Raw genomic sequence first — 18,654 nt, forward strand, 5'->3', positions numbered from 1 at the left:
GAGCGATAAGGAAGCTTGATGAACCTGCTTGAACAATCGACCCGCGGGCTGGTGCTGTGCGCGTTGCTGGGTGTGGCGACGATGGCGCTGGCCGAGTGCGACAACAGCCCCAATTCCCCGGGAGAACTCCACGTCTGCAAACCCTGGCCGGCGGAAGACGGCATCAACATCGGGGTTCGAGCAACGCCGGTGCAAGGGGCCGAAAATGCCAAGGTACCTCGCTACAACCTGGATGTGGCGCTGCTGCTCGACGACAGCGGCTGGGCCGTGGCCAGCTACAACAAGGACCTGGCCCGGCGTTCCGATGGCTTGGCCTTGCAGGGGTTGCAGATCGATACCGGGCGTTACCAGTTGAGCGAGGAGGAGCGGGCCTTTGGCCTGCGGGCCACCTACCGCCGCGCCTCAAGCACCCACCCCCATGAGAAAACCGTGCTGACCCTGTTCGTGCGTGATGGCAAGGGCCTTCCGCCTAGGCTCGAAGGGCTGGTGGTGGATGAGCGCCGCGCTGAGCTCGGCCGGGGCGGTGAGTGTGTCGGGCGCAGCCGGACCCTGCACCGGACCCTGGAACTGGGCAACGGCCAGCGCAACGGCCATGCCGACCTGCTGGTGCGTACGCGAATCGTCGACACCGAGCATTTCAAGGGGCCGGCCGGTTGCGAGAGCCGCGACCTGGCGCCCAGGGACAGCCGTGTCACCTTGCACTACGACGGCCAGCGCTATCCCTTGCCGAAAACCTTGACGGGAGCGTGAACCATGCTCAAGGGGCTCAACCACCTGAGCCTGGCCGTCAGCGATCTGGCCTCGCGATTGCTGGCCTGGCGCGATCATCCTTACCCGGGAATGCGCTTTTACTCCGCCGGTTGAGAGACCGTTCCACAGGGGCAGCTGACGAAAGCGGCTGGTGGCAAGGTGCCTTGATCGTGCAGAATCCGCCACATTCCCCCTGTGCCTGGCGTTTTTGTCAGGCGCATCGTCCTGGAGTCTTGCTGATGACCTCATCGCTGTTGCTGGCCGTTATCGCCTCGGGTTTCATCTATGCGATCACCCCCGGGCCCGGAGTGCTGGCGGTGTTCGGCATCGGCGCGGCCCGCGGGCGGCAGGCGGGGGCCGGGTTTCTTTGCGGGCACATGCTGGGCGACGTGGTCTGGTGCAGCACGGCGCTGATCGCCATTGTCGGGGCCCGGGAGATCGGCAGCGATGCGTTCAATATCCTCGGCGTGCTCAGCGGCCTGTACCTGTTCTGGCTCGGCCTGCGGGCCATCCGCAGTAAACCGCGCGATGGCGACGAACCCCAGGGCCCGGCGCGCAACCCGTTCTGGCACGGGATCCTGTTCGGCCTGACCAATCCCAAGGCTTATCCGGTGGCGGTGGCAACCTTCACCGCGCTGCTCTCCAGCCGCGCGGAGCTGTTGACCTGGTCGATGCTGCCGGGGCTGATTGCCCTGAGTTTCCTTGGCGGCCTTGGCGCATACGCTATCCTCATCGGCATCGTCGGCGCGCGTAAGGTACGCAATTGGTACCAGCGCCACGAGCTGGCGATCACCCGGGTCTGCGGGGTGATGTTCATCGGTTTCGCGATCAATGCCCTGCTGCACGCAGTGCCAGGGTTGGTCGGCAACAAGGCGTGACGCGCCGCGCGGGTTGCGACGGTGTGCAGTTGCAGGCTTCGGCCTGCGACCGGGCTCAAGGGATGGGTACTCAGTGCATTTTTCATGGGTAGTAGCTTTCTCTGATGGCAACCAAGAACTCCGCGCCTCTGGCCAGTTTCATCGACCTGCTCCTGGACGCCGTGTGCGCCGTGGATGTCGAGGGTCGCTTCGTGTTCGTTAGCGCCGCCTGTGAGCGGGTCTTCGGCTACACCGCCGACGAGCTGATCGGCCGCCCGATGATCGAGCTGGTGCACCCGGCCGATCGTGAACGTACCTTGCAGGCCGCCCGGGAAATCATGGGCGGGGTGCCCAAGCCGAATTTCGAGAACCGCTACGTGCGCAAGGACGGGCGGGTGGCGCATATTCTCTGGTCGGCGCGCTGGTCGGAAGTGGACCAGTTGCGCATCGCCGTGGCCCGCGACATCACCGAGCGCAAGCAGGCGGAATCCCGGCAGGCGGCGCTGTACGCGATTTCCGAGGCGGCCCATGCCACCGAAGACCTGCTGGTGCTGTTCCGGCATGTGCATCGGATCATCGGCGAATGGCTGCCGGCGCTGAACTGTTCCCTGGCGCTCTACGACGAGCGCAGCGCCAGCCTGAGTTTTCCCTATCACGTCGATGACTGCGAGGGCAGCCCGGAACTGCCGGGCACCTTGATCGAACGCTTCTGCGTCGAGGTGCTGCAATGCGGCCAGCCCTTGCTGCTGGCGCCGGAGTGCCCGGTGAACCGGGTGCTCTGGAGCGAGTTCGCGGCTATCCAGGGTTCGCGCTGCTGGCTGGGCGTACCGCTGAATTCGCAAAAGGGCACCATCGGCGTGCTGATGGTCAAGAGCGCCCCGGGCACCGAAAGCTACAGCGAACAGGACCAGGAACTCTTGCAGTACGTCAGCGCGCAGCTGGCCGCGGCCATCGAACGCAAGCAGCTGCATGCACGCCTGCACTACATGGCCGAATACGATCAATTGACTCACCTGCCCAACCGCGAACTGCTGCGCGAGCGCCTGCGTTCGGCCCTGGCCCGGGCCCGGCGCGAGTCGGGGCGCATGGCCCTGCTGTATGTCGACCTGGACAAGTTCAAGGAGGTCAACGACACCTGCGGGCACGCGGTGGGGGACATGCTGCTGCAAGCGGTGGCCAACCGGCTCAAGGGCTGCGTGCGGGAAACCGACACCGTGGCGCGGATCGGCGGCGACGAGTTCGTGATCCTGCTGGAGAGCGTGCAGCACAGCGAGGACGCCCAGCGGGTAGCGGAGAAGATCCGGCGGACGCTGGGCGAGCCGCTGCGCCTGGACGGCCACTCGTTGAACATCCTGCCGAGCATCGGCATCGGCCTGTATCCCGAGCATGGCCTGGAGGAAAAACAGCTGTTCAAGCACGCCGACGAAGCCATGTACGCGGTCAAGCGGGCACAGAAAAGCCGCTCCAACGCCTGAGCCGGCAAGCACCGGATGAAGCCCTGGCCCGGCCGTGCCGGGGTTCACCGTTCGTCGTGCAAGCGAGGGTTTTTCTAAACCTTTGCGCCCCCCACCTTTCCCTATGCAGACGGGAGCCATGGCTTCCGGCAGATCAATTTGCAAGCGGAGAGCCACCTCATGAACCCCATGGCCACAGTCATGCGCGGTGCCGGACTGGCACTGCTCCTGGGCCTTGGCGCCACCAGCGCCCTGGCCCAGTCCCCCGCGGATTTCATCGACGACGCCTCGGCCAAGGGCATGGCCGATATCGAAGCCAGCCGCCTGGCCCACCAGCAGACCTCATCCAAGGCGGTCAAGGAATACACCATCCAGGTGATCAACGACCGCACCACCGCCAACCAGCATCTGGCCAAGATCGCCAAGCAGCTGGACTTGCCGGTCGCCCCCCGGGACCAGGTGATGGACCAGGCCAAGCGCCTGATGCCCCGCGTACCTGAGGCCGAGGGCGAGGACTTCGACCGCGCCTACGCCGCCCGCCAGGTCAAGGCCACCGAAGAAGCCATCGAGCAGATCCAGCAGCAGGCGCAGACCAGCGAGGTGCCGGAGCTCAAGGCATTTGCCGAAGAGACCCTGCCCAAGCTGGAAAACCACCTGCAGATGGCCAAGGCCCTGCAGGCCGGGCGCCGGTCCGACCGGCTGGACGGTTGAGCCCCGCCGTTGCCCCATCCTTGCCCTTTAGTTGGAGAGCACCATGTCGACTCAACCCGTATCCAATCAGTACGCGATGCAGAATCCCCTGACCCAGTACCCCCAGCCGGAATTTCCCGACCAGCCGCAAACGGCGCCGGGCATCGACCAGGACATGATTCCCCGTCCCGACCACGGCGAGCACAGCTATCACGGTTTTGGCCGGTTGCTGGGGCGCAAGGCCCTGATCACCGGCGGCGATTCGGGTATCGGCCGCGCGGCGGCCATTGCCTATGCCCGTGAAGGCGCGGACGTTGCCATCAACTACCTGCCCGAGGAGGAGCGTGACGCCCGCCAGGTGATAGAGCTGATCAAGGCCGCCGGGCGCAAGGCCGTTGCGCTTCCCGGCGATATCAGCGACGAACGTTTCTGCCGCGACCTGGTGCGCCGGGCCCATGAGCAACTGGGTGGGCTGGACATCCTGGTCAACGTGGCCGGCAAGCAGGTGGCGCAGGAGGACATCGCCGACATCAGCACCGCTCAGTTCGACGCCACCTTGAAGACCAACGTGTATGCCTTGTTCTGGATCTGTCAGGCGGCCTTGCCGCTGATGCCGGCTGGCGCCACGGTGATCAATACCGCGTCGATCCAGTCCTACCAGCCTTCGGCCAGCCTCCTGGATTACGCCACCACCAAGGCAGCGATCGTGGCTTTCACCAAGGCCCTGGCCAAACAGGTGATCGGGCGGGGGATCCGGGTCAACGCCGTGGCGCCGGGGCCGATCTGGACCGTACTGCAACCCAGTGGTGGCCAGCCTCGGGAAAAGATCCCGCAGTTCGGCCTGCAAACCCCCATGAAGCGTCCGGGACAGCCGGCCGAATGCGCTCCCCTGTACGTGCTATTGGCGTCGCAGGAATCGAGCTACATCACCGGCGAAGTGTTCGGGGTCACCGGCGGCAACCCTCTGCCCTAGGATGATCGGCGCAGGGGCCTGCCTTCGCCGAGCCGATCTCAGCACTGATTGAGATCGGTCTTGTCCTGCTGGCTGGAGGTGCTGACGGACAGCTCGGAATCGCCGCCCTGGCCGATCTCGCGGTATTCGCGGCGCATCTGCTCCAACTGCTTGAGGTCCAGCCCGTCCAGGTTGAGCATGGCGTTGTGGGCCGCCTTGGTGGCCCGCAGCAGCTCGTCGATCTTCAAGTGCAGAATGTCGTTGTCGCGGTTCTGGGTGTTCTGGATCAGGAACACCATGAGGAAGGTGATGATGGTGGTGGAGGTATTGATGATCAACTGCCAGGTGTCGTTGAAGTGAAACACCGGCCCGCTGAGCCCCCAGATCAGAATCAGCAACAGCGCGCCGAGAAAGGTTTTCGGGCTGCCGGCCCACATCGACAGCGCTTGCGAGATCTTCGAGAACTTCATGGCCGTGTTCCTTATGGGGGAGTTGTCTGAAGCTGTGACAGCAGGGCTCTGGCGAAAGTGCTTTTTTTCCAGTGCCCGCTTACACCTCACAACACTCCTTCGCACAATAAAACAGGATTGTGCTGGAGCTGTCGGGGCGCTGGGCTTAACGTGGCCCGGGCCAGGTGCCCCATGGGGCGCCACGACGCTCAAGGAGGCAGCTTATGTCGGCCAGTACCGGTGCTTCGGTCATCGACCTGTATCACCAGGCGCAAGACTATTTCTTCGTTTCCATCTCCCAGTTCTATCGACGTTTCGGCAGTGGCCTGAGTGCCTATTGCACCGGGGTCGAAGCCAGCAGCCTGAACCTGTTGATGATGAATGTCTGCGCCGTCGACGAGCCGGGGGCGTTGGCCGAAGGCGTGGCGTTCCTGCAGCGCACGGGCATGCCGTTCTGTGTGGTGGTGCCCGAGGCGCTGGTGCCCCGGGTCAGCGGGCAATTGCACCAGCAGCATCTGCTGGCGGCGGACAAGACTACCTGCATGGTGCTCGATCTGACGCGCCATGAGCCCTGGCAAGCGCTTGCGGCGCAGGCCCAGGTGCGCTGTAGCGACCTGCGCCTGGAGGATTGGGCGCAGCCCGTGCAGAGTGCATTCGAGTCCGGCGAGGGGGGGATCGAGCAGTACCTGGCCCGGCATCGGGCGGCGCTGTCGGCGGGCCGGGCCCTGAGCCATTTCACCCTGTATGTCGAGGAGCGCCCGGTGAGTGCCCTGACCCTCTCGCTGCTGCCGGGGCTGGCGCGCCTGGATGACATCGGCACCGTGCAGGATTGCCAGGGCCAGGGCTATGCCACGGCGCTGATTCAAGCGGTGCTGGCGTTCGCCCGGGCCAGGGGCGCCAGGACCTGCGTGCTGGAAGCCTCCCTCGATGGCCTGTCGATCTACCGCAAGGCCGGCTTCGAAGCGCTGTTCGACTACCGCACCTTCTGCCAGGAATGAGCCTGCCCTAGCGGGCAGCGTTCTGCCGGAACTGGCGCGGGCTGAGCCCGGTCAGGGCCTTGAACTGGCGGCTGAAGGCACTGTGGTCGGTGTAGCCGCATTGCAGCGCGACCTCGGTGATGGGTTCTTCGGTGAGCAGCAACTGCGAAGCGTGTTCCAGGCGGACCTTGTGGATCATCTGCCGTGGCGTGAGGTGGAAGATGCGCTTGCAGTAGCGCTCCAGCTGGGCAGTGGACAGGCTGGCGATGCGGGTCAGGTCGTCCAGGCGGATGGCCTCGCTGTAGTGCTCGCGGATATGCCGGTCCACCGCTGCCAGGCGTTCATAGGCCGGATGGGTGTCATGGGCGGCCTGCAGGTCCAGGGAGATCCCGGCCATGCCGATGATCTGCCCGTCACGCCCGTACAGCGGCAGTTTGTGGGTCAGGCACCAGCCGGGCTCGCGGCTGCCATACAGATGCAGTTCCAGCTGGCCCTTGATGGTGATGCCCTGGCGCAGCACGCGCTGGTCCTGCTCGGTGTAGACCGGGCCGAGCACCGCCGGGAAGACTTCGGCGGAGGTCTTGCCCAGCAGGGGCCGCACATTCTTGAAACCGCAGCGCTGGGCCAGGGTCAGGTTCGCCACTCGGTAGCGGGCCTGCAGGTCCTTGATGAAGAACACCGCGCTGGGGATGCAGTCCAGCAGCGGGGTGATCGGCGCCATGTTGGCCAGCAGGCCATTGAGGTCCCGGGGTGCATGGGCGGCGATGGCCCGGGGCAAGTGGTGCAGCTGTGCGCCATCGATCATCGTCTGCCTCTCTCTATGGGGGCTTGGGGGATGGATCTGGGTCGATAAAGCCAAGGGGTTCAGGGGCCGCCGGTTGCATTGTCGGCGCCGGGGCGTGCCTGCTGGCTGTCGAGCAGCAGCGTGGCGATCCGCGCCGGCACCAGGGGTGCCCGTGGCGGGGTGGGTACCCAGCCAAACAGGCGGTGGGCCGCGCTGGCACAGACCCGGCCCTGGCAGGCGCCCATGCCGCAGCGGCTCTGCAGCTTGGCCTGGGCCCAGTCGGGGGCTGCGGCCACGGCGGCGTAGGGCACATCCTCGCACCGGCACAGCAGAGTATCAGCTCGGGCCAGTTGCAGGACCTGCGGCTGCAGCTCGAAATGCCGCAGCAGGCGCTCGGCAAAATGCTGCCAGTGACGGCGCTGCTGGATCAGTTCGGCGGCCCGGTCTGCCTGCCCGCTGGCCACACAGCCGGCGATCCGGCCTTCGATCAGCGCCAGTTCGCTGCCACCGATGCCCGTGCACTCGCCGGCGGCCAGGACCTGGGGCAGGCTGCTGCGCTGTTGCTGATCGACCGCGATCGCGCCCTGTTCCAGGCGGCAGCCCAGGTGGCTGGCCAGGCGCACATTGGGCACCAGGCCGAAGCCGCAGGCCAGGTAGTCGCAGGGGATTTCCAGGGTGCGCCGGCCCTGGCGGATGCGCACGGCCTGCAGGTGCTGCTCGCCCAGCGCCTCGACCACGTGGGCGTTGCAGCGATAGCTCGGGGTGGCCAGGCTCAGGGCCTGGGCCAGCTTGTTCGGCCAGCGCCACAACTGGGCGGCAAAACCCAGCAGCGAGGCCGCCGGGGCCTGTTCCAGCACCCGCACCACCCGGCCGCCGGCGCGGCGCGCGGTGGCGGCGCTGGCCAGCAGCAAGGGACCGCTGCCGGCGATCACCAGGGTCTTTCCTGCCACCGCCAGGCCGTTCTTGAGCAGCGCTTGCAGGCCGCCGGCCCCGGTCACCCCGGGCAGGGTCCAGCCGGGGAAGGGCAGCAGCAGTTCCTGGGCGCCACAGCACAGGATCAGTTGTTCGAATTCCACGTGCCAGGCCTGCCGCGCATCTTCGAGCAACAGGCTGTGGGTGCCCAGGGTTGAGATGATGCGGGTGGCGCTGAGGTAACGCACCGCCGGGTGCTGCAGTACCTTGAAGTGCTCGGCCTGGGCGGCGCTGGGCGGATGCTGGGGGCCGTGGCGCCAGATCTGGCCGCCGGGGCGCGGGTTGTCATCGACGATCAGGATCGAGCTGGCGCTGTGGCTGGCGGCCTGGGCGGCGGCCAGCCCCGCCGGGCCGCTGCCGACGATGAGGATCTGGCACTGCAGGTGGCGGGCGGTCATTGGCTGCGCTCCACCTGCATGCCGTCCCGGCACAGGGTCTGGCAGGCCAGCTGGCGGCGGCCATCGATGGTCATCCGGCATTCCTGGCAGATGCCCATGCCGCAGAACACGGTCCGCGGCTGGCCACCGCAGGAGGTGCGGGTGCGCGGGTCGGCGCTGCCGGCCACGGCGGCGGCCACGCTGAGGCCGTCGGCCACCTGCAGGGCCTGCTGGTCCAGGTAGATGATCATGGCAAGTCTCCAGTCAGGGCGGCGAAGCGCCCGGGCAGATAGGGGCGCGGGTCGAGCGCCGGGCATTCGCCCAGCATCAGGTCCACCAGCAGTCGCGCGCTGCCGGGAGCGGTGGTGACTCCCAGGCCTTCGTGCCCGACCGCCAGCCACAGGCCCGGTTGCCGCGGGTGTTCGCCGAGGATTGGCAGGCCATCCGGCGTGGCGGCGCGAAAGCCGGTCCAGGCGCGGATGCCGTTGAGCTCGGCGAGCGCCGGCAGGTAGTCCACGGCGCGCCGCAGCATGGGCGCCAGTACGCTGGGTTCGATGGCCGGATCGAGGGTGTCGAACTGTCGGGACGAGCCGATCAGCAACTGACCGGTGGGCCGCGGCTGGACATTGAACGCCACCGAGGTGCCGTGGCTGGCGTGGGCGCTGGCGGCGTAACCCAGCTCCACCAGTTGGTGGCCGACCTGGTGCGGGTAGCGGTCGCTGATCAGCAGATGGCCCTTCTTCGGGCGCAGGGGCAGGGCCGGCAACAGTTCCCGGGCAGCGAAGCCGTTGGCCAGCAGCACCCGTTGTGCCCTCAGCACGCGACCGTCGGCGAGCTCCACCTGGTCCCCGGCGACGCTGCGCACCCGGGCTGCCTGGCGCCTGATCAGCGAAGCGTTGCCGAGCAGCCAGTGGGCAGTGGCCGGGGCGTAGAGGATCGCGTCGCCGGAGATCTTCAGCGCACCGGCCAGGCCTTTGCGCAACATCGGTTCCAGGCTCGCCAGCCGGGTGCTGTCCAGCAGCTCGCCGCTGATGCCGTGGTCGGCCAGGGCCTGCTGCTTGGCCCGCGCCAGGTCCCTCTCGTGGTGGTCGGCGGCCAACCACAAGGTGCCGCAGTTCCGGTAGGCGCAGGCGTCGGGCAGGCGTTCGCGCAGCTGCCGCCAGAGGCCGAGGGAGTAGTGACTCAAGGCCAGTTCCGCCGGGTTGTCGTCCATCACCACCAGATGGCCCATGCCGGCCCCGGTGGCACCGCCACGACCATCGTCGAGCACCTGCACCCGCAGGCCGCGCCGGGCCAGCTCATGGGCGCAGGCGGCACCGATGATGCCAGCGCCCACCACTATCACCTCGGCCTCGGCCACCGGCGTCACGAGCCGATGCCCCAGACGAACGGATCGCTGTCGTCCAGCAGCAGAGTGGCTTCGGCGCTGATGTGGGCACTGCCGCGAAGGATCGGAATCAGTTGCTCGCCGACCTTCTCATAGTGGGCGCTGAACTGGCTGCCGATGACACTGGCCTGGCGCCAGGCCTGGCCCGGGGCGAGCTTGCCGTCCGCCGCCAGGCACGCCAGCTTGGCGCTGGTGCCGGTGCCGCAGGGCGAACGGTCGTAGGCCTTGCCGGGGCAGAGCACGAAGTTGCGGCTATCGGCTTGCGGGTCGTCGGCGAACAATTCGATGTGGTCGATGACCCCGCCCTCGGCGCCGGTGATGCCGGCGGCTTCCAGGGCCTGGCGCACGTCCCGGGTGTAGTGGGTCAGGGCTTCGACATTGTCCAGGGCAATGCGCTGGCCGTGGTCGCTGATCAGGAAGAACCAGTTGCCGCCCCAGGCGATGTCGCCGTGCACCTTGCCGTGGCCGGGCAGTTGCAGCATCACCTGGGTGCGGTAGCGGTAGGCGGGGACGTTGCGCACGCTCACCGACAGGTCCTCGTGCAGGGTGGCCTCGACGGTGCCCACCGGGGTTTCGATACGGTGCACGCCCTGGTCGATGCGCCCCAGGTGATACAGCGAGCGCACCAGGCCAATGGTGCCGTGGCCGCACATGCCCAGGTAGCCGCTGTTGTTGAAGAAGATCACTCCGGCACAGGCGTCGCCGGCCTGCGGCTGGCACAGCAGGGCCCCCACCAGCACGTCGCTGCCCCTGGGTTCGAGGACGCAGGCCCGGCGCCACTGGTCGTGCTCGCGCTCCAGGATCTGCAAGCGTTCGGCCATGGAGCCGCGGCCCAGGTCGGGAAAGCCGTCGATGACCAGGCGGGTGGGTTCACCCCCGGTGTGGGAGTCGATCACGGTTATTTTTTTCATGAGGGCACCTGAGGGCAAAGAGCTACAGAGTGGCCTTGGCGGGGGCGCTGCCGCTTGTGGGTTTTCGCTGTCGTGGATGACGAAATCGGCACAGTCCGTTCGGCTGTCGAGGCGGTGTGCGAGGAACGCGCCGGTGAGCCGCGAGCGTCGGGCAAGTGTGCCGATTTCGTCTCCTTCGGGGGTGAAAAGTCTCAAGCTGCGACGGGGATAAAAGGCGACTCTGGATTTCGTATCCAACGCCTGTCGGCCCGGCCGACCTCATACAAGGACAAGACCATGAGCCGTAAAGCCATCCAGTGGAGCGGTGTGTTCCCCGCAGTGACCACCCAGTTCAACGCCGATTTTTCCCTGAACCTGCAAGCCACCCACAAGGTCATGCGCAGCCTGGTGGACGATGGCGTCTCGGGGCTGGTGGTGTGCGGCACCGTGGGGGAGAACACCTCGTTGACCACCGCGGAAAAACTCGCGGTGATCGAAGTGGCCAAGGACGCCGCCGGCGGCCGGGTGCCGGTGATTGCCGGGGTGGCCGAATTCACCACCGAGTTTGCCCGCAACACCGTGCGCGAGGCCGCCAGGGCCGGGGCCGACGGGGTGATGGTGATGCCCGCCCTGGTGTACTCGGCCAAGCCCCATGAGACCGCCGCGCATTTTCGCGCAGTGGCCACCGGCACCGACCTGCCGGTGATGGTCTACAACAACCCGCCCATCTACAAGAACGACGTCACCCCCGACGTACTGATCGCCCTGCAGGACTGCGAGAACATCGTCTGCTTCAAGGATTCCTCCGGCGATACCCGGCGCTTCATCGACCTGCGCAATGCCGTCGGCGACCGCTTCGTGCTGTTCGCCGGGCTCGATGACGTGGTGGTGGAAAGCGTTGCGGTGGGCGCCGAGGGCTGGGTCTCCGGGATGTCCGTGGCCTTCCCCAAGGAGGGCGAGACGCTGTTCCGCCTGGCCAAGGAAAAGCGCTTCGAGGAAGCCCTGGCCCTGTACCGCTGGTTCATGCCGCTGCTGCACCTGGATGCCCGTCCGGACCTGGTGCAATGCATCAAGCTCTGCGAGGAACTGGTAGGGCGTGGTTCGTCCATTACCCGGCCGCCGCGCTTGCCACTGCAAGGCGAGACCCTGGCCGAGGTCAAGGCGATTGTCGCCAAGGCCCTGGCCACGCGCCCGAGCCTGCCCAACGTCGGCTTGTAAGGCGTTCACGGGCGCCCAGGGTGAAGGGCGCCCGCTTTCGAACAACAGCTCCGGGAAGCCACGAGGCACAGCCCGGGTGCAGTGCTGCAAGCGTCGGACGGCCCCGCCGACGTGACATTCCATCTGCCCATTCCAATAATCCAAAACAGGCGCAGCCCCATGTCAGGCAAAGGCAAATTCAAGAAACAACTCTCTCTGGTGGACCTGACCTTTATCGGTCTGGGTGCGATTTTCGGTTCCGGCTGGCTGTTCGCTGCCAGCCACGTTTCGGCGATTGCCGGGCCGGCGGGGATCTTTTCCTGGCTGCTGGGCGGCTTTGCCGTACTGCTGCTGGGCATCGTCTACTGTGAGCTGGGGGCAGCCCTGCCCCGGGCCGGCGGGGTAGTGCGCTATCCAGTGTTTTCCCACGGGCCGCTGCTGGGCTACCTGATGGGGTTCATCACCCTGATCGCCTTTTCCAGCCTGGTGGCGATTGAAGTGGTGGCGGCCCGGCAGTACGCCGCGGCCTGGTTCCCGGCGCTGACCCACGAGGGTTCGAGCAACCCGACGATCATCGGCTGGCTGGTGCAGTTCGCCCTGTTGTGCCTGTTCTTCTGGCTCAACTACTACAGCGTCAAGACCTTCGCCAAATCCAACAACTTCATCAGCCTGTTCAAGTTCATCGTGCCGCTGCTGGTGATCGGGGTGCTGTTCAGCTTCTTCAAGCCCGATAACTTCCATGTCCAGGGCTTTGCGCCGTTCGGTCTCTCGGGGATCGAGATGGCGGTCTCGGCGGGGGGCATCATCTTTGCCTACCTGGGGCTGACCCCGATCATTTCCGTGGCCAGCGAAGTGCGCAATCCGCAGCGCACCATTCCCATTGCCCTGATCCTTTCGGTGTTGCTCTCGACCCTGATCTACGGCCTGCTGCAACTGGCCTTCCTGGGCAGCATTCCCACGGAAATGCTGGCCAACGGCTGGAGCGGCATCAGCAAGGAGTTCTCTCTGCCGTACCGCGATATCGCCCTGACGCTCGGGGTCGGCTGGCTGGCCTACCTGGTGGTGGCCGACGCGGTGATCTCCCCCAGCGGCTGCGGCAACATCTACATGAACGCCACGCCGCGGGTGGTCTACGGCTGGGCCCGTACCGGGACCTTTTTCAAGATCTTCACCCGCATCGACGAAGAGTCCGGCATTCCGCGTCCGGCGCTGTGGCTGACCTTCGGCCTGTCGGTGTTCTGGACCTTGCCGTTCCCTTCCTGGGAAGCCCTGATCAATGTGGTCTCGGCGGCCCTGGTACTGAGCTATGCAGTGGCGCCCATCAGTGTCGCGGCCTTGCGCAAGAGCGCGCCGGAGTTGGCGCGGCCGTTCCGCGTGCGTGGTTTTGCCCTGCTGGGGCCGGTGTCCTTCGTGATCGCGGCGCTGATCGTCTACTGGTCGGGCTGGGGCACGGTGTCCTGGCTGCTGGGGCTGCAGATCCTGATGTTCGTGATCTACCTGTTGTGCAAGCGCCTGGTGCCCACCGATCACTTGAGCCTTGGCGAACAGGTGCGTTCGTCCCTGTGGCTGATCGCGTTCTATGCCCTGACCATCGTCATTTCCTACCTGGGCAGCTTCGGCGGCATCGGCGCCCTGGCTCACCCCTTCGACACCCTGACCGTCACCCTCATGGCCCTGTGTATCTACTACTGGGGCGCCAACACCGGCGTGCCCGGCGCCAAGCTGGTGCTGGACGGCGATGAGGTGGAATGAGGGTGCCCACTTTCAAGCAGACGAGGCAAACCATGACTGTTACTGGACAGATGCTGATCGGCCAGCAAGCTACCTTGGGCACCCACGGGCATATCCATGGGCTGAACGCGGCCACCGGCCAGGTGCTGCAACCGGCTTTTGGCGGGGCCGCACCGGCCGACCTGGAGCGTGCCTGTGCCCTGGCCCAGGCGGCGTTCGAGCCTTATCGGCTGTTGCCGCTGGAGCGGCGGGCGGCGTTTCTGGAGAGTATCGCCAGCCAGATTCTTGAGCTGGGGGATGAACTGATCGAGCGTTGCCTGCTGGAAACCGGCCTGCCCCGTGCCCGCCTGGAAGGCGAGCGCGGGCGCACTGTTGGCCAGTTGCGGCTGTTTGCCGCGGTGGTGCGCAAGGGCGGGTTTCTCGGGGTGCGGATCGACCCGGCGCAGCCCGGGCGCCAGCCTTTGCCCAGGGTCGACCTGCGCTTGCGGCAGATGGGTCTGGGGCCGGTGGCGGTGTTCGGTGCGTCGAACTTTCCTTTGGCCTTTTCCGTGGCCGGCGGCGATACCGCATCGGCCCTGGCGGCGGGCTGCCCGGTGATCGTCAAGGCGCACTCGGCCCACCCCGGCACCTCGGAGCTGGTGGCCCAGGCCATCGCCCGGGCGGCACGGCAGCAGGGAATGCCCGAAGGGGTGTTTTCACTGTTGTTCGACAGTGGCCGGGATATCGGCCAGGGGCTGGTGGCGGACTCGCGGATCAAGGCCGTGGGTTTCACCGGCTCGCGCAGCGGCGGGATGGCCCTGATGCAGATCGCCGCGGCGCGCGCCGAGCCGATCCCGGTGTATGCGGAGATGAGTTCGATCAATCCGGTGCTGCTGTTGCCCCATGCCCTTGAGGAGCGCGGCGAGCAGATCGCCCCTGCGTTTGTCGCCTCGCTGACCCAGGGCGCCGGGCAGTTCTGCACCAACCCGGGGTTGATCCTGGCCGTCGATGGGCCGGCGTTGCAGCGTTTTGAGCGGGCCGCCGCCGAGGCCCTCGGCCACGTGGCGGCGCAGACCATGCTCACGCCGGGCATTTACCGCAGCTACTGCCAAGGCGTGGCCAGCCTCGCGGCGCATGCCCGGGTGCAGCTCCTGGCCCAGGGCCCGGAAGGGCAGGGCCAGCAGGCGCGCGGGGCATTGTTCGCCACCTCGGCCGCGGCGTTCATGGCGTGCCCCGAGTTGCGCGGGGAGATCTTTGGCCCGGCCTCGCTGATTGTCCGCTGCGCCGACTTGACTGTCCTGCAACAGGTACTGCGCAGCCTGGAGGGCCAGCTGACCATTGCCATTCACCTGGGCGAGGGCGATCAGCCGCAGGTGCGGGCGCTGCTGCCGCTGCTGGAGAGCAAGGCCGGGCGCCTGCTGGCCAACGGTTTCGGCACCGGTGTCGAAGTGGCCCATGCCATGGTCCATGGCGGGCCGTTCCCGGCCACTTCCGACAGCCGCAGCACTTCAGTGGGCAGCCTGGCGATCCAGCGCTTCCTGCGCCCGGTGTCCTACCAGGACCTGCCCGAGTCGCTGTTGCCGGCTGAACTGCACAGCGCCAATCCATTGCAGGTGCCGCAGTTGCTCGACGGCCAGGGCCCGGGCTGACCCGAGGCGCGCCTGCTCTCCTCGGGAGTGCCGGCGCGCCTGCTCATCCTTCTTGCCTTACCTATCCGCAAACTCTCCCACAGGAGCGTTCCCCACCTGCCATAGAGGTTCCTGCATGTCTGAATACATCACCCTGTCACTGGATGAAGTCTGTGCCCTGTCCTATCAGGTCCTCACTCGCCACGGCCTGTCCGACGCCCATGCCCGGGCGATCGCCGAAGTCATCACCCAGGGCCAGCGTGACGAGTGCCACTCCCATGGGGTGTATCGTCTGCTGGGCTGCGTACGTTCGGTGCGCGAGGGCCGGATAGACCCCCGGGCCGAACCCAGCCTGCGGCATGTTTCTCCCGGGGTGCTGGAGGTGGATGCCCATTACGGCTACTCCCTGCTGGGTTTTCATACCGGTTTGCCGATCCTTGCGGAAAAGGCCCGCAGCCAGGGCATCGCCGCCATGGTGATCAAGCGCTGCTTCCACTTTTCCGCGCTGTGGCCGGAGGTCGAGGCGATTGCCGACTACGGCCTGGTAGGGATGGCGATGAACCCCAGCCATAGCTGGGTGGCCCCGGCGGGCGGGCGTCATCCGGTGTTCGGCACCAACCCCCTGGCCTTTGCCTGGCCGCGCCCGGGGGGCCAGCCTTTTGTCTTTGACTTCGCCACCAGTGCCATTGCCCGGGGGGATATCGAACTGCATGCGCGCCAGGGCAAGCCGATTCCCGAGCACTGGGCCATCGACGCCGATGGCCAGCCCACCACTGATGCGAAGGCGGCGTTGCAGGGCGCCATGCAGACGTTCGGCGGGCACAAGGGTTCGGCCCTGGCGGCGATGATCGAGTTGCTGGCCGGTGCCCTGATCGGCGACCTGACCAGTGCCGAGTCCATGGCCTTCGATGGAGGCGTGGGGGCTACGCCCTGCCATGGGGAACTGGTGCTGGCGTTCGATCCCAGGGTGTTTTTGGGGGAGGGCTATGAGCAGGGGCTGGAACGGGCGGAAGGGTTGTTCGCGGCGATTGCCCGACAGGGCGCACGGCTGCCGTCACAGCGGCGTTTTGCGGCCCGGGCCCGCAGCCTGGAGCACGGGGTGCAGATTCCCCGAGGGCTGCTGGAGGATATTCGCGGGTTGCTCTGAGGCCTGTTCACCGGCAGACGGCTCCTGCGGATGAGTGCAGGAGCCGGCTTTACGGCATCAGAAGCGTACGTTGGCCGCCAGCTCGGCGGAGCGCCCCGGCGCGACGGTGGCGAACATCCCCACGTGGGAGGCGTCGTAGTAAGTCTCGTCGGTGAGGTTGAGCACGTTGAGTTGCAGGTCCAGGTTCTTGTTCACCCGGTAGGCGAGCATGGCGTCGTAGCGCCAGTAGGAATCGAGGCTGCGGGTGTTTTCATCGTTGGTATAGCGCTTGTCCACATAGTTGGCGCCGCCGCCGACCTTCCAGCGGTCGGTGAGGGCGTAGGTGGTCCAGACCGAGCCGCTGTTGGGGGCGATGAACTTGGCCTGGTTGCCATCGAAGTTGGTGTTTTTTCCGGATGCATACTTGACCGTCTTGGCATCCAGGTAGGTGTAGCCCGCCATCACTTCCCACTGCTCGGTGAGATGGCCGGTGGCTCCCACTTCAAACCCCTTCACCTCGACGTCGCCGTCCAGCGTGACCTCGTTGCTGATCGGGTCGTAGGTCCGGGCGTTGGTCTTCTCGGTCTTGAACAGGGCCGCGGTCAGGGACAGGCGTTCGTTCAGCAGGTCCCACTTGGTGCCCAGCTCGATGCTGCGGCTCTTTTCCGGATCCAGGTTGCTCAACCGCCCGCCCGCGGCGCCGTCGGCCCCCCCGGATTGCCCAGCGGTTTCCCCCGATGGGTTGAACGAGGTGCCGTAGGACAGGTAGATGCTGCCGTACGGCAGCGGCTTGAAGACGATGCCGCTCTGGTAGGTCCAGAGGTTGCTGCGGTTGCTCTGCACACCATCTCGCACGTGGTAGTTGTCGAAGCGCGCCCCCAGGTTCAGGTCCCATTGTTCATGCAGGGCCAGGGTGTCCATCACGTATAGGGCGCGGTTGTTGTGCTTGGTAACGCGATGCTGGCCATCGCCGCGTGGCACCGGGGTGAAGGGATCCTTGGGGTTAGGGTGGTTCAGGTCACCGAGGTCGGCGCTGCCCGCGCTGCCATAGCGGTTTTTCTCGTCGATCCGTTCCCGGGAGAATTCCAGGCCGGCGCTGTAGCTGTGGCCGATGGAGCCGGTGTCGAACTTGCCGAAAATATCGGTTTGGTTGATCAGCGAGGTATTGACCACGTTACGTGGGCGAGCGGTGCGTTGTGCGAGGTTGTTGCGCTCCTGGGCCGGTGTCGCAATCGGCCGGCTCATGATGTAGTCCTGCATGCTGCGCCCCTGGCGTGTGGTGTTGCGCAGGGTCAGGTGGTCATTGAAGTCGTGCTCCAGTTGCAGGGTGAACAGGTCGGCCGAGGTCTTGCGGAAGTCGCGTTTGCTGAAGCCGTAGAAATTGTCCCGGTCGACCTTGACCGGCTTGCCGCTGATGGCCGATACCGGAACACCCTGGTCGGGAATGTCGTCGCTCTGCATGTGGTAGTAGCTGAGGGTGCCGCGGGTATCGGTGTTCAGGCCGAAGGAAAAGCTCGGCGCCAGGCCCCAGCGGGTGACTTCCACATCGTCGCGCCCGGGGGTATCGGCTTCATGCTTCATGGCGTTCAGGCGCAGCGCCATGTTCTGTTCGGGCAGGTACTGGTTGAGGTCGACGGTGGTGCGGCGCAGTTGATCGGTGCCCAGGGTCAGGCTGCCGGCGGCGAAGGTTTCCTGCTGCGGCACTTTGCTGACCAGGTTGATGGTGCCGCCGGTGGAACCGCGCCCCGCGTAGGCCGAGCCCGGGCCCTTGACGATCTCGATCTGCTCGACGTTGAAGGCTTCGTGGGTCATGCGCCCGACATCGCGAATGCCGTCGATCATGATGTCGGTGCTGGCTTCGAAACCACGGATGAAGGGCCGGTCGCCCAGCGGCGTGCCGCCTTCGCCCGCGCCGAAGGTGATTCCCGGCGTGGTGCGCAGGGCATCGGCCAGGGTCGACACCGCACGCTCCTGCATCAGGGATTCGGTGATGATGGTCACCGACTTCGGGGTTTCGCGCAGCGGTGCGGTGAACTTCACCGAATCCGATGTTTCGCGCTTGTATCCCGGCTTGTGTTCGCCCTTGACGTGGGTGGTGCCGAGGGTGACGGATGCCGGGTCGGATGGGCGTTCGGTGGATTGCTCGGTGGCGCCGAGGCTGGCTTCGCTAAGGGCCATCAAACCGAGGGATGTGGACCACAACTTCCATGGGTGTGGGCGGGCAGGACTGGACATTTCAGATAGAGCCTCCGTTTTATTTGGAATGGATTCTCATCTGCGAATTAATATCATTCAATCAGAACTATCTGAACAATCATGTCGAAAAGTGTATGCGTCGTTGTATGCGCGATATCCGGGCCCTCCTCAGGACCGCTACCAAGGGGCCGTGGCCTGTTGCTGAACCGGAGGGTTCTTTTTTTTCCGGCGTTGCGGTTTCATGAGCGCCCCCTTTCA

The 18,654-nt window shown here is 66.1% G+C and carries 17 protein-coding genes; 10 read left to right on the forward strand and 7 right to left on the reverse strand.

The features are described from left to right. The first annotated feature begins 18 nt into the window (after positions 1-18). From BM382_RS15445 to BM382_RS15465, 5 genes are all read left to right on the forward strand, one after another. Positions 19-750: a PA3715 family protein gene (locus BM382_RS15445; protein ID WP_015634482.1), complete on the forward strand. Its 732-nt coding sequence runs from the start codon at positions 19-21 to the stop codon at positions 748-750. 239 nt (positions 751-989) lie between these two features. Then, the gene (locus BM382_RS15450) at positions 990-1,628 is read left to right on the forward strand and encodes a LysE family translocator (RefSeq protein ID WP_011059744.1); all 639 of its coding nucleotides are present in this window, start codon (positions 990-992) and stop codon (positions 1,626-1,628) included. Positions 1,629-1,732: 104 nt separating this feature from the next. Next, positions 1,733-3,082 (forward strand): sensor domain-containing protein, encoded by a 1,350-nt coding sequence (locus tag BM382_RS15455; protein ID WP_011059745.1) that lies wholly within the window; start codon positions 1,733-1,735, stop codon positions 3,080-3,082. A 159-nt stretch (positions 3,083-3,241) separates the two neighbouring features. Next, a complete protein-coding gene (locus BM382_RS15460; protein ID WP_072443237.1) occupies positions 3,242-3,772 on the forward strand; it encodes a DUF4142 domain-containing protein in 531 nt (176 codons plus the stop codon). A 43-nt stretch (positions 3,773-3,815) separates the two neighbouring features. Beyond that, entirely contained in the window at positions 3,816-4,724 is a 909-nt protein-coding gene (locus BM382_RS15465; protein WP_072443239.1) for an SDR family oxidoreductase, read from the forward strand. Positions 4,725-4,762: 38 nt separating this feature from the next. Here the strand turns inward: BM382_RS15465 and BM382_RS15470 are convergent, their stop codons facing one another. Beyond that, a complete protein-coding gene (locus BM382_RS15470; protein ID WP_011059748.1) occupies positions 4,763-5,173 on the reverse strand; it encodes a low affinity iron permease family protein in 411 nt (136 codons plus the stop codon). 203 nt (positions 5,174-5,376) lie between these two features. Between BM382_RS15470 and BM382_RS15475 the strand changes: the two genes are divergently transcribed. Continuing rightward, positions 5,377-6,150, forward strand: coding sequence for a GNAT family N-acetyltransferase (locus BM382_RS15475; RefSeq protein WP_072443241.1), 774 nt, complete (start codon positions 5,377-5,379; stop codon positions 6,148-6,150). A gap of 7 nt (positions 6,151-6,157) precedes the next feature. On the opposite strand, the gene BM382_RS15480 is transcribed toward BM382_RS15475, so the two are convergent. The 5 genes from BM382_RS15480 to BM382_RS15500 are packed head-to-tail and all read right to left on the reverse strand — an operon-like array spanning position 6,158 to position 10,560. Beyond that, on the reverse strand, positions 6,158-6,934 hold the full coding sequence (locus BM382_RS15480) for an AraC family transcriptional regulator (protein ID WP_011059750.1): 777 nt from the start codon (positions 6,932-6,934) through the stop codon (positions 6,158-6,160). Positions 6,935-6,993: 59 nt separating this feature from the next. Then, the gene (locus BM382_RS15485; RefSeq protein ID WP_072443243.1) at positions 6,994-8,283 is read right to left on the reverse strand and encodes an NAD(P)/FAD-dependent oxidoreductase; all 1,290 of its coding nucleotides are present in this window, start codon (positions 8,281-8,283) and stop codon (positions 6,994-6,996) included. Continuing rightward, positions 8,280-8,513, reverse strand: a complete 234-nt coding sequence (locus tag BM382_RS15490) for a 2Fe-2S iron-sulfur cluster-binding protein (RefSeq protein ID WP_011059752.1) — start codon at positions 8,511-8,513, stop codon at positions 8,280-8,282. Before BM382_RS15490 ends, BM382_RS15485 begins: the two co-directional genes overlap by 4 nt. Further along, a complete protein-coding gene (locus BM382_RS15495) occupies positions 8,510-9,631 on the reverse strand; it encodes an NAD(P)/FAD-dependent oxidoreductase (protein ID WP_011059753.1) in 1,122 nt (373 codons plus the stop codon). Before BM382_RS15495 ends, BM382_RS15490 begins: the two co-directional genes overlap by 4 nt. Further along, positions 9,628-10,560 (reverse strand): 4-hydroxyproline epimerase, encoded by a 933-nt coding sequence (locus BM382_RS15500; protein WP_011059754.1) that lies wholly within the window; start codon positions 10,558-10,560, stop codon positions 9,628-9,630. The genes BM382_RS15495 and BM382_RS15500 overlap by 4 nt, the downstream gene beginning before the upstream one ends. A 276-nt stretch (positions 10,561-10,836) precedes the next feature. Between BM382_RS15500 and BM382_RS15505 the strand changes: the two genes are divergently transcribed. The 4 genes from BM382_RS15505 (at position 10,837) to BM382_RS15520 (ending at position 16,221) form a co-directional block, all read left to right on the forward strand. Then, positions 10,837-11,757 carry a dihydrodipicolinate synthase family protein gene (locus tag BM382_RS15505; protein ID WP_011059755.1) on the forward strand — a complete coding sequence of 307 codons (921 nt, stop codon included), beginning with the start codon at positions 10,837-10,839 and terminating at the stop codon, positions 11,755-11,757. 159 nt (positions 11,758-11,916) lie between these two features. After that, a complete protein-coding gene (locus BM382_RS15510; RefSeq protein WP_011059756.1) occupies positions 11,917-13,488 on the forward strand; it encodes an APC family permease in 1,572 nt (523 codons plus the stop codon). Between the two features lie 32 nt (positions 13,489-13,520). After that, complete coding sequence (locus BM382_RS15515; protein WP_072443245.1) at positions 13,521-15,095, forward strand: aldehyde dehydrogenase (NADP(+)); 1,575 nt, start codon at positions 13,521-13,523, stop codon at positions 15,093-15,095. A gap of 115 nt (positions 15,096-15,210) precedes the next feature. Continuing rightward, positions 15,211-16,221 carry an Ldh family oxidoreductase gene (locus BM382_RS15520; RefSeq protein ID WP_053149530.1) on the forward strand — a complete coding sequence of 337 codons (1,011 nt, stop codon included), beginning with the start codon at positions 15,211-15,213 and terminating at the stop codon, positions 16,219-16,221. 57 nt (positions 16,222-16,278) lie between these two features. Here BM382_RS15520 and BM382_RS15525 read toward each other — a convergent pair whose 3' ends face one another. Next, the gene (locus BM382_RS15525; RefSeq protein ID WP_011059759.1) at positions 16,279-18,435 is read right to left on the reverse strand and encodes a TonB-dependent receptor; all 2,157 of its coding nucleotides are present in this window, start codon (positions 18,433-18,435) and stop codon (positions 16,279-16,281) included. Positions 18,436-18,654: the final 219 nt, after the last annotated feature.

Source organism: Pseudomonas sp. NFPP25 (assembly GCF_900116505.1).
GTDB lineage: Bacteria > Pseudomonadota > Gammaproteobacteria > Pseudomonadales > Pseudomonadaceae > Aquipseudomonas > Aquipseudomonas protegens.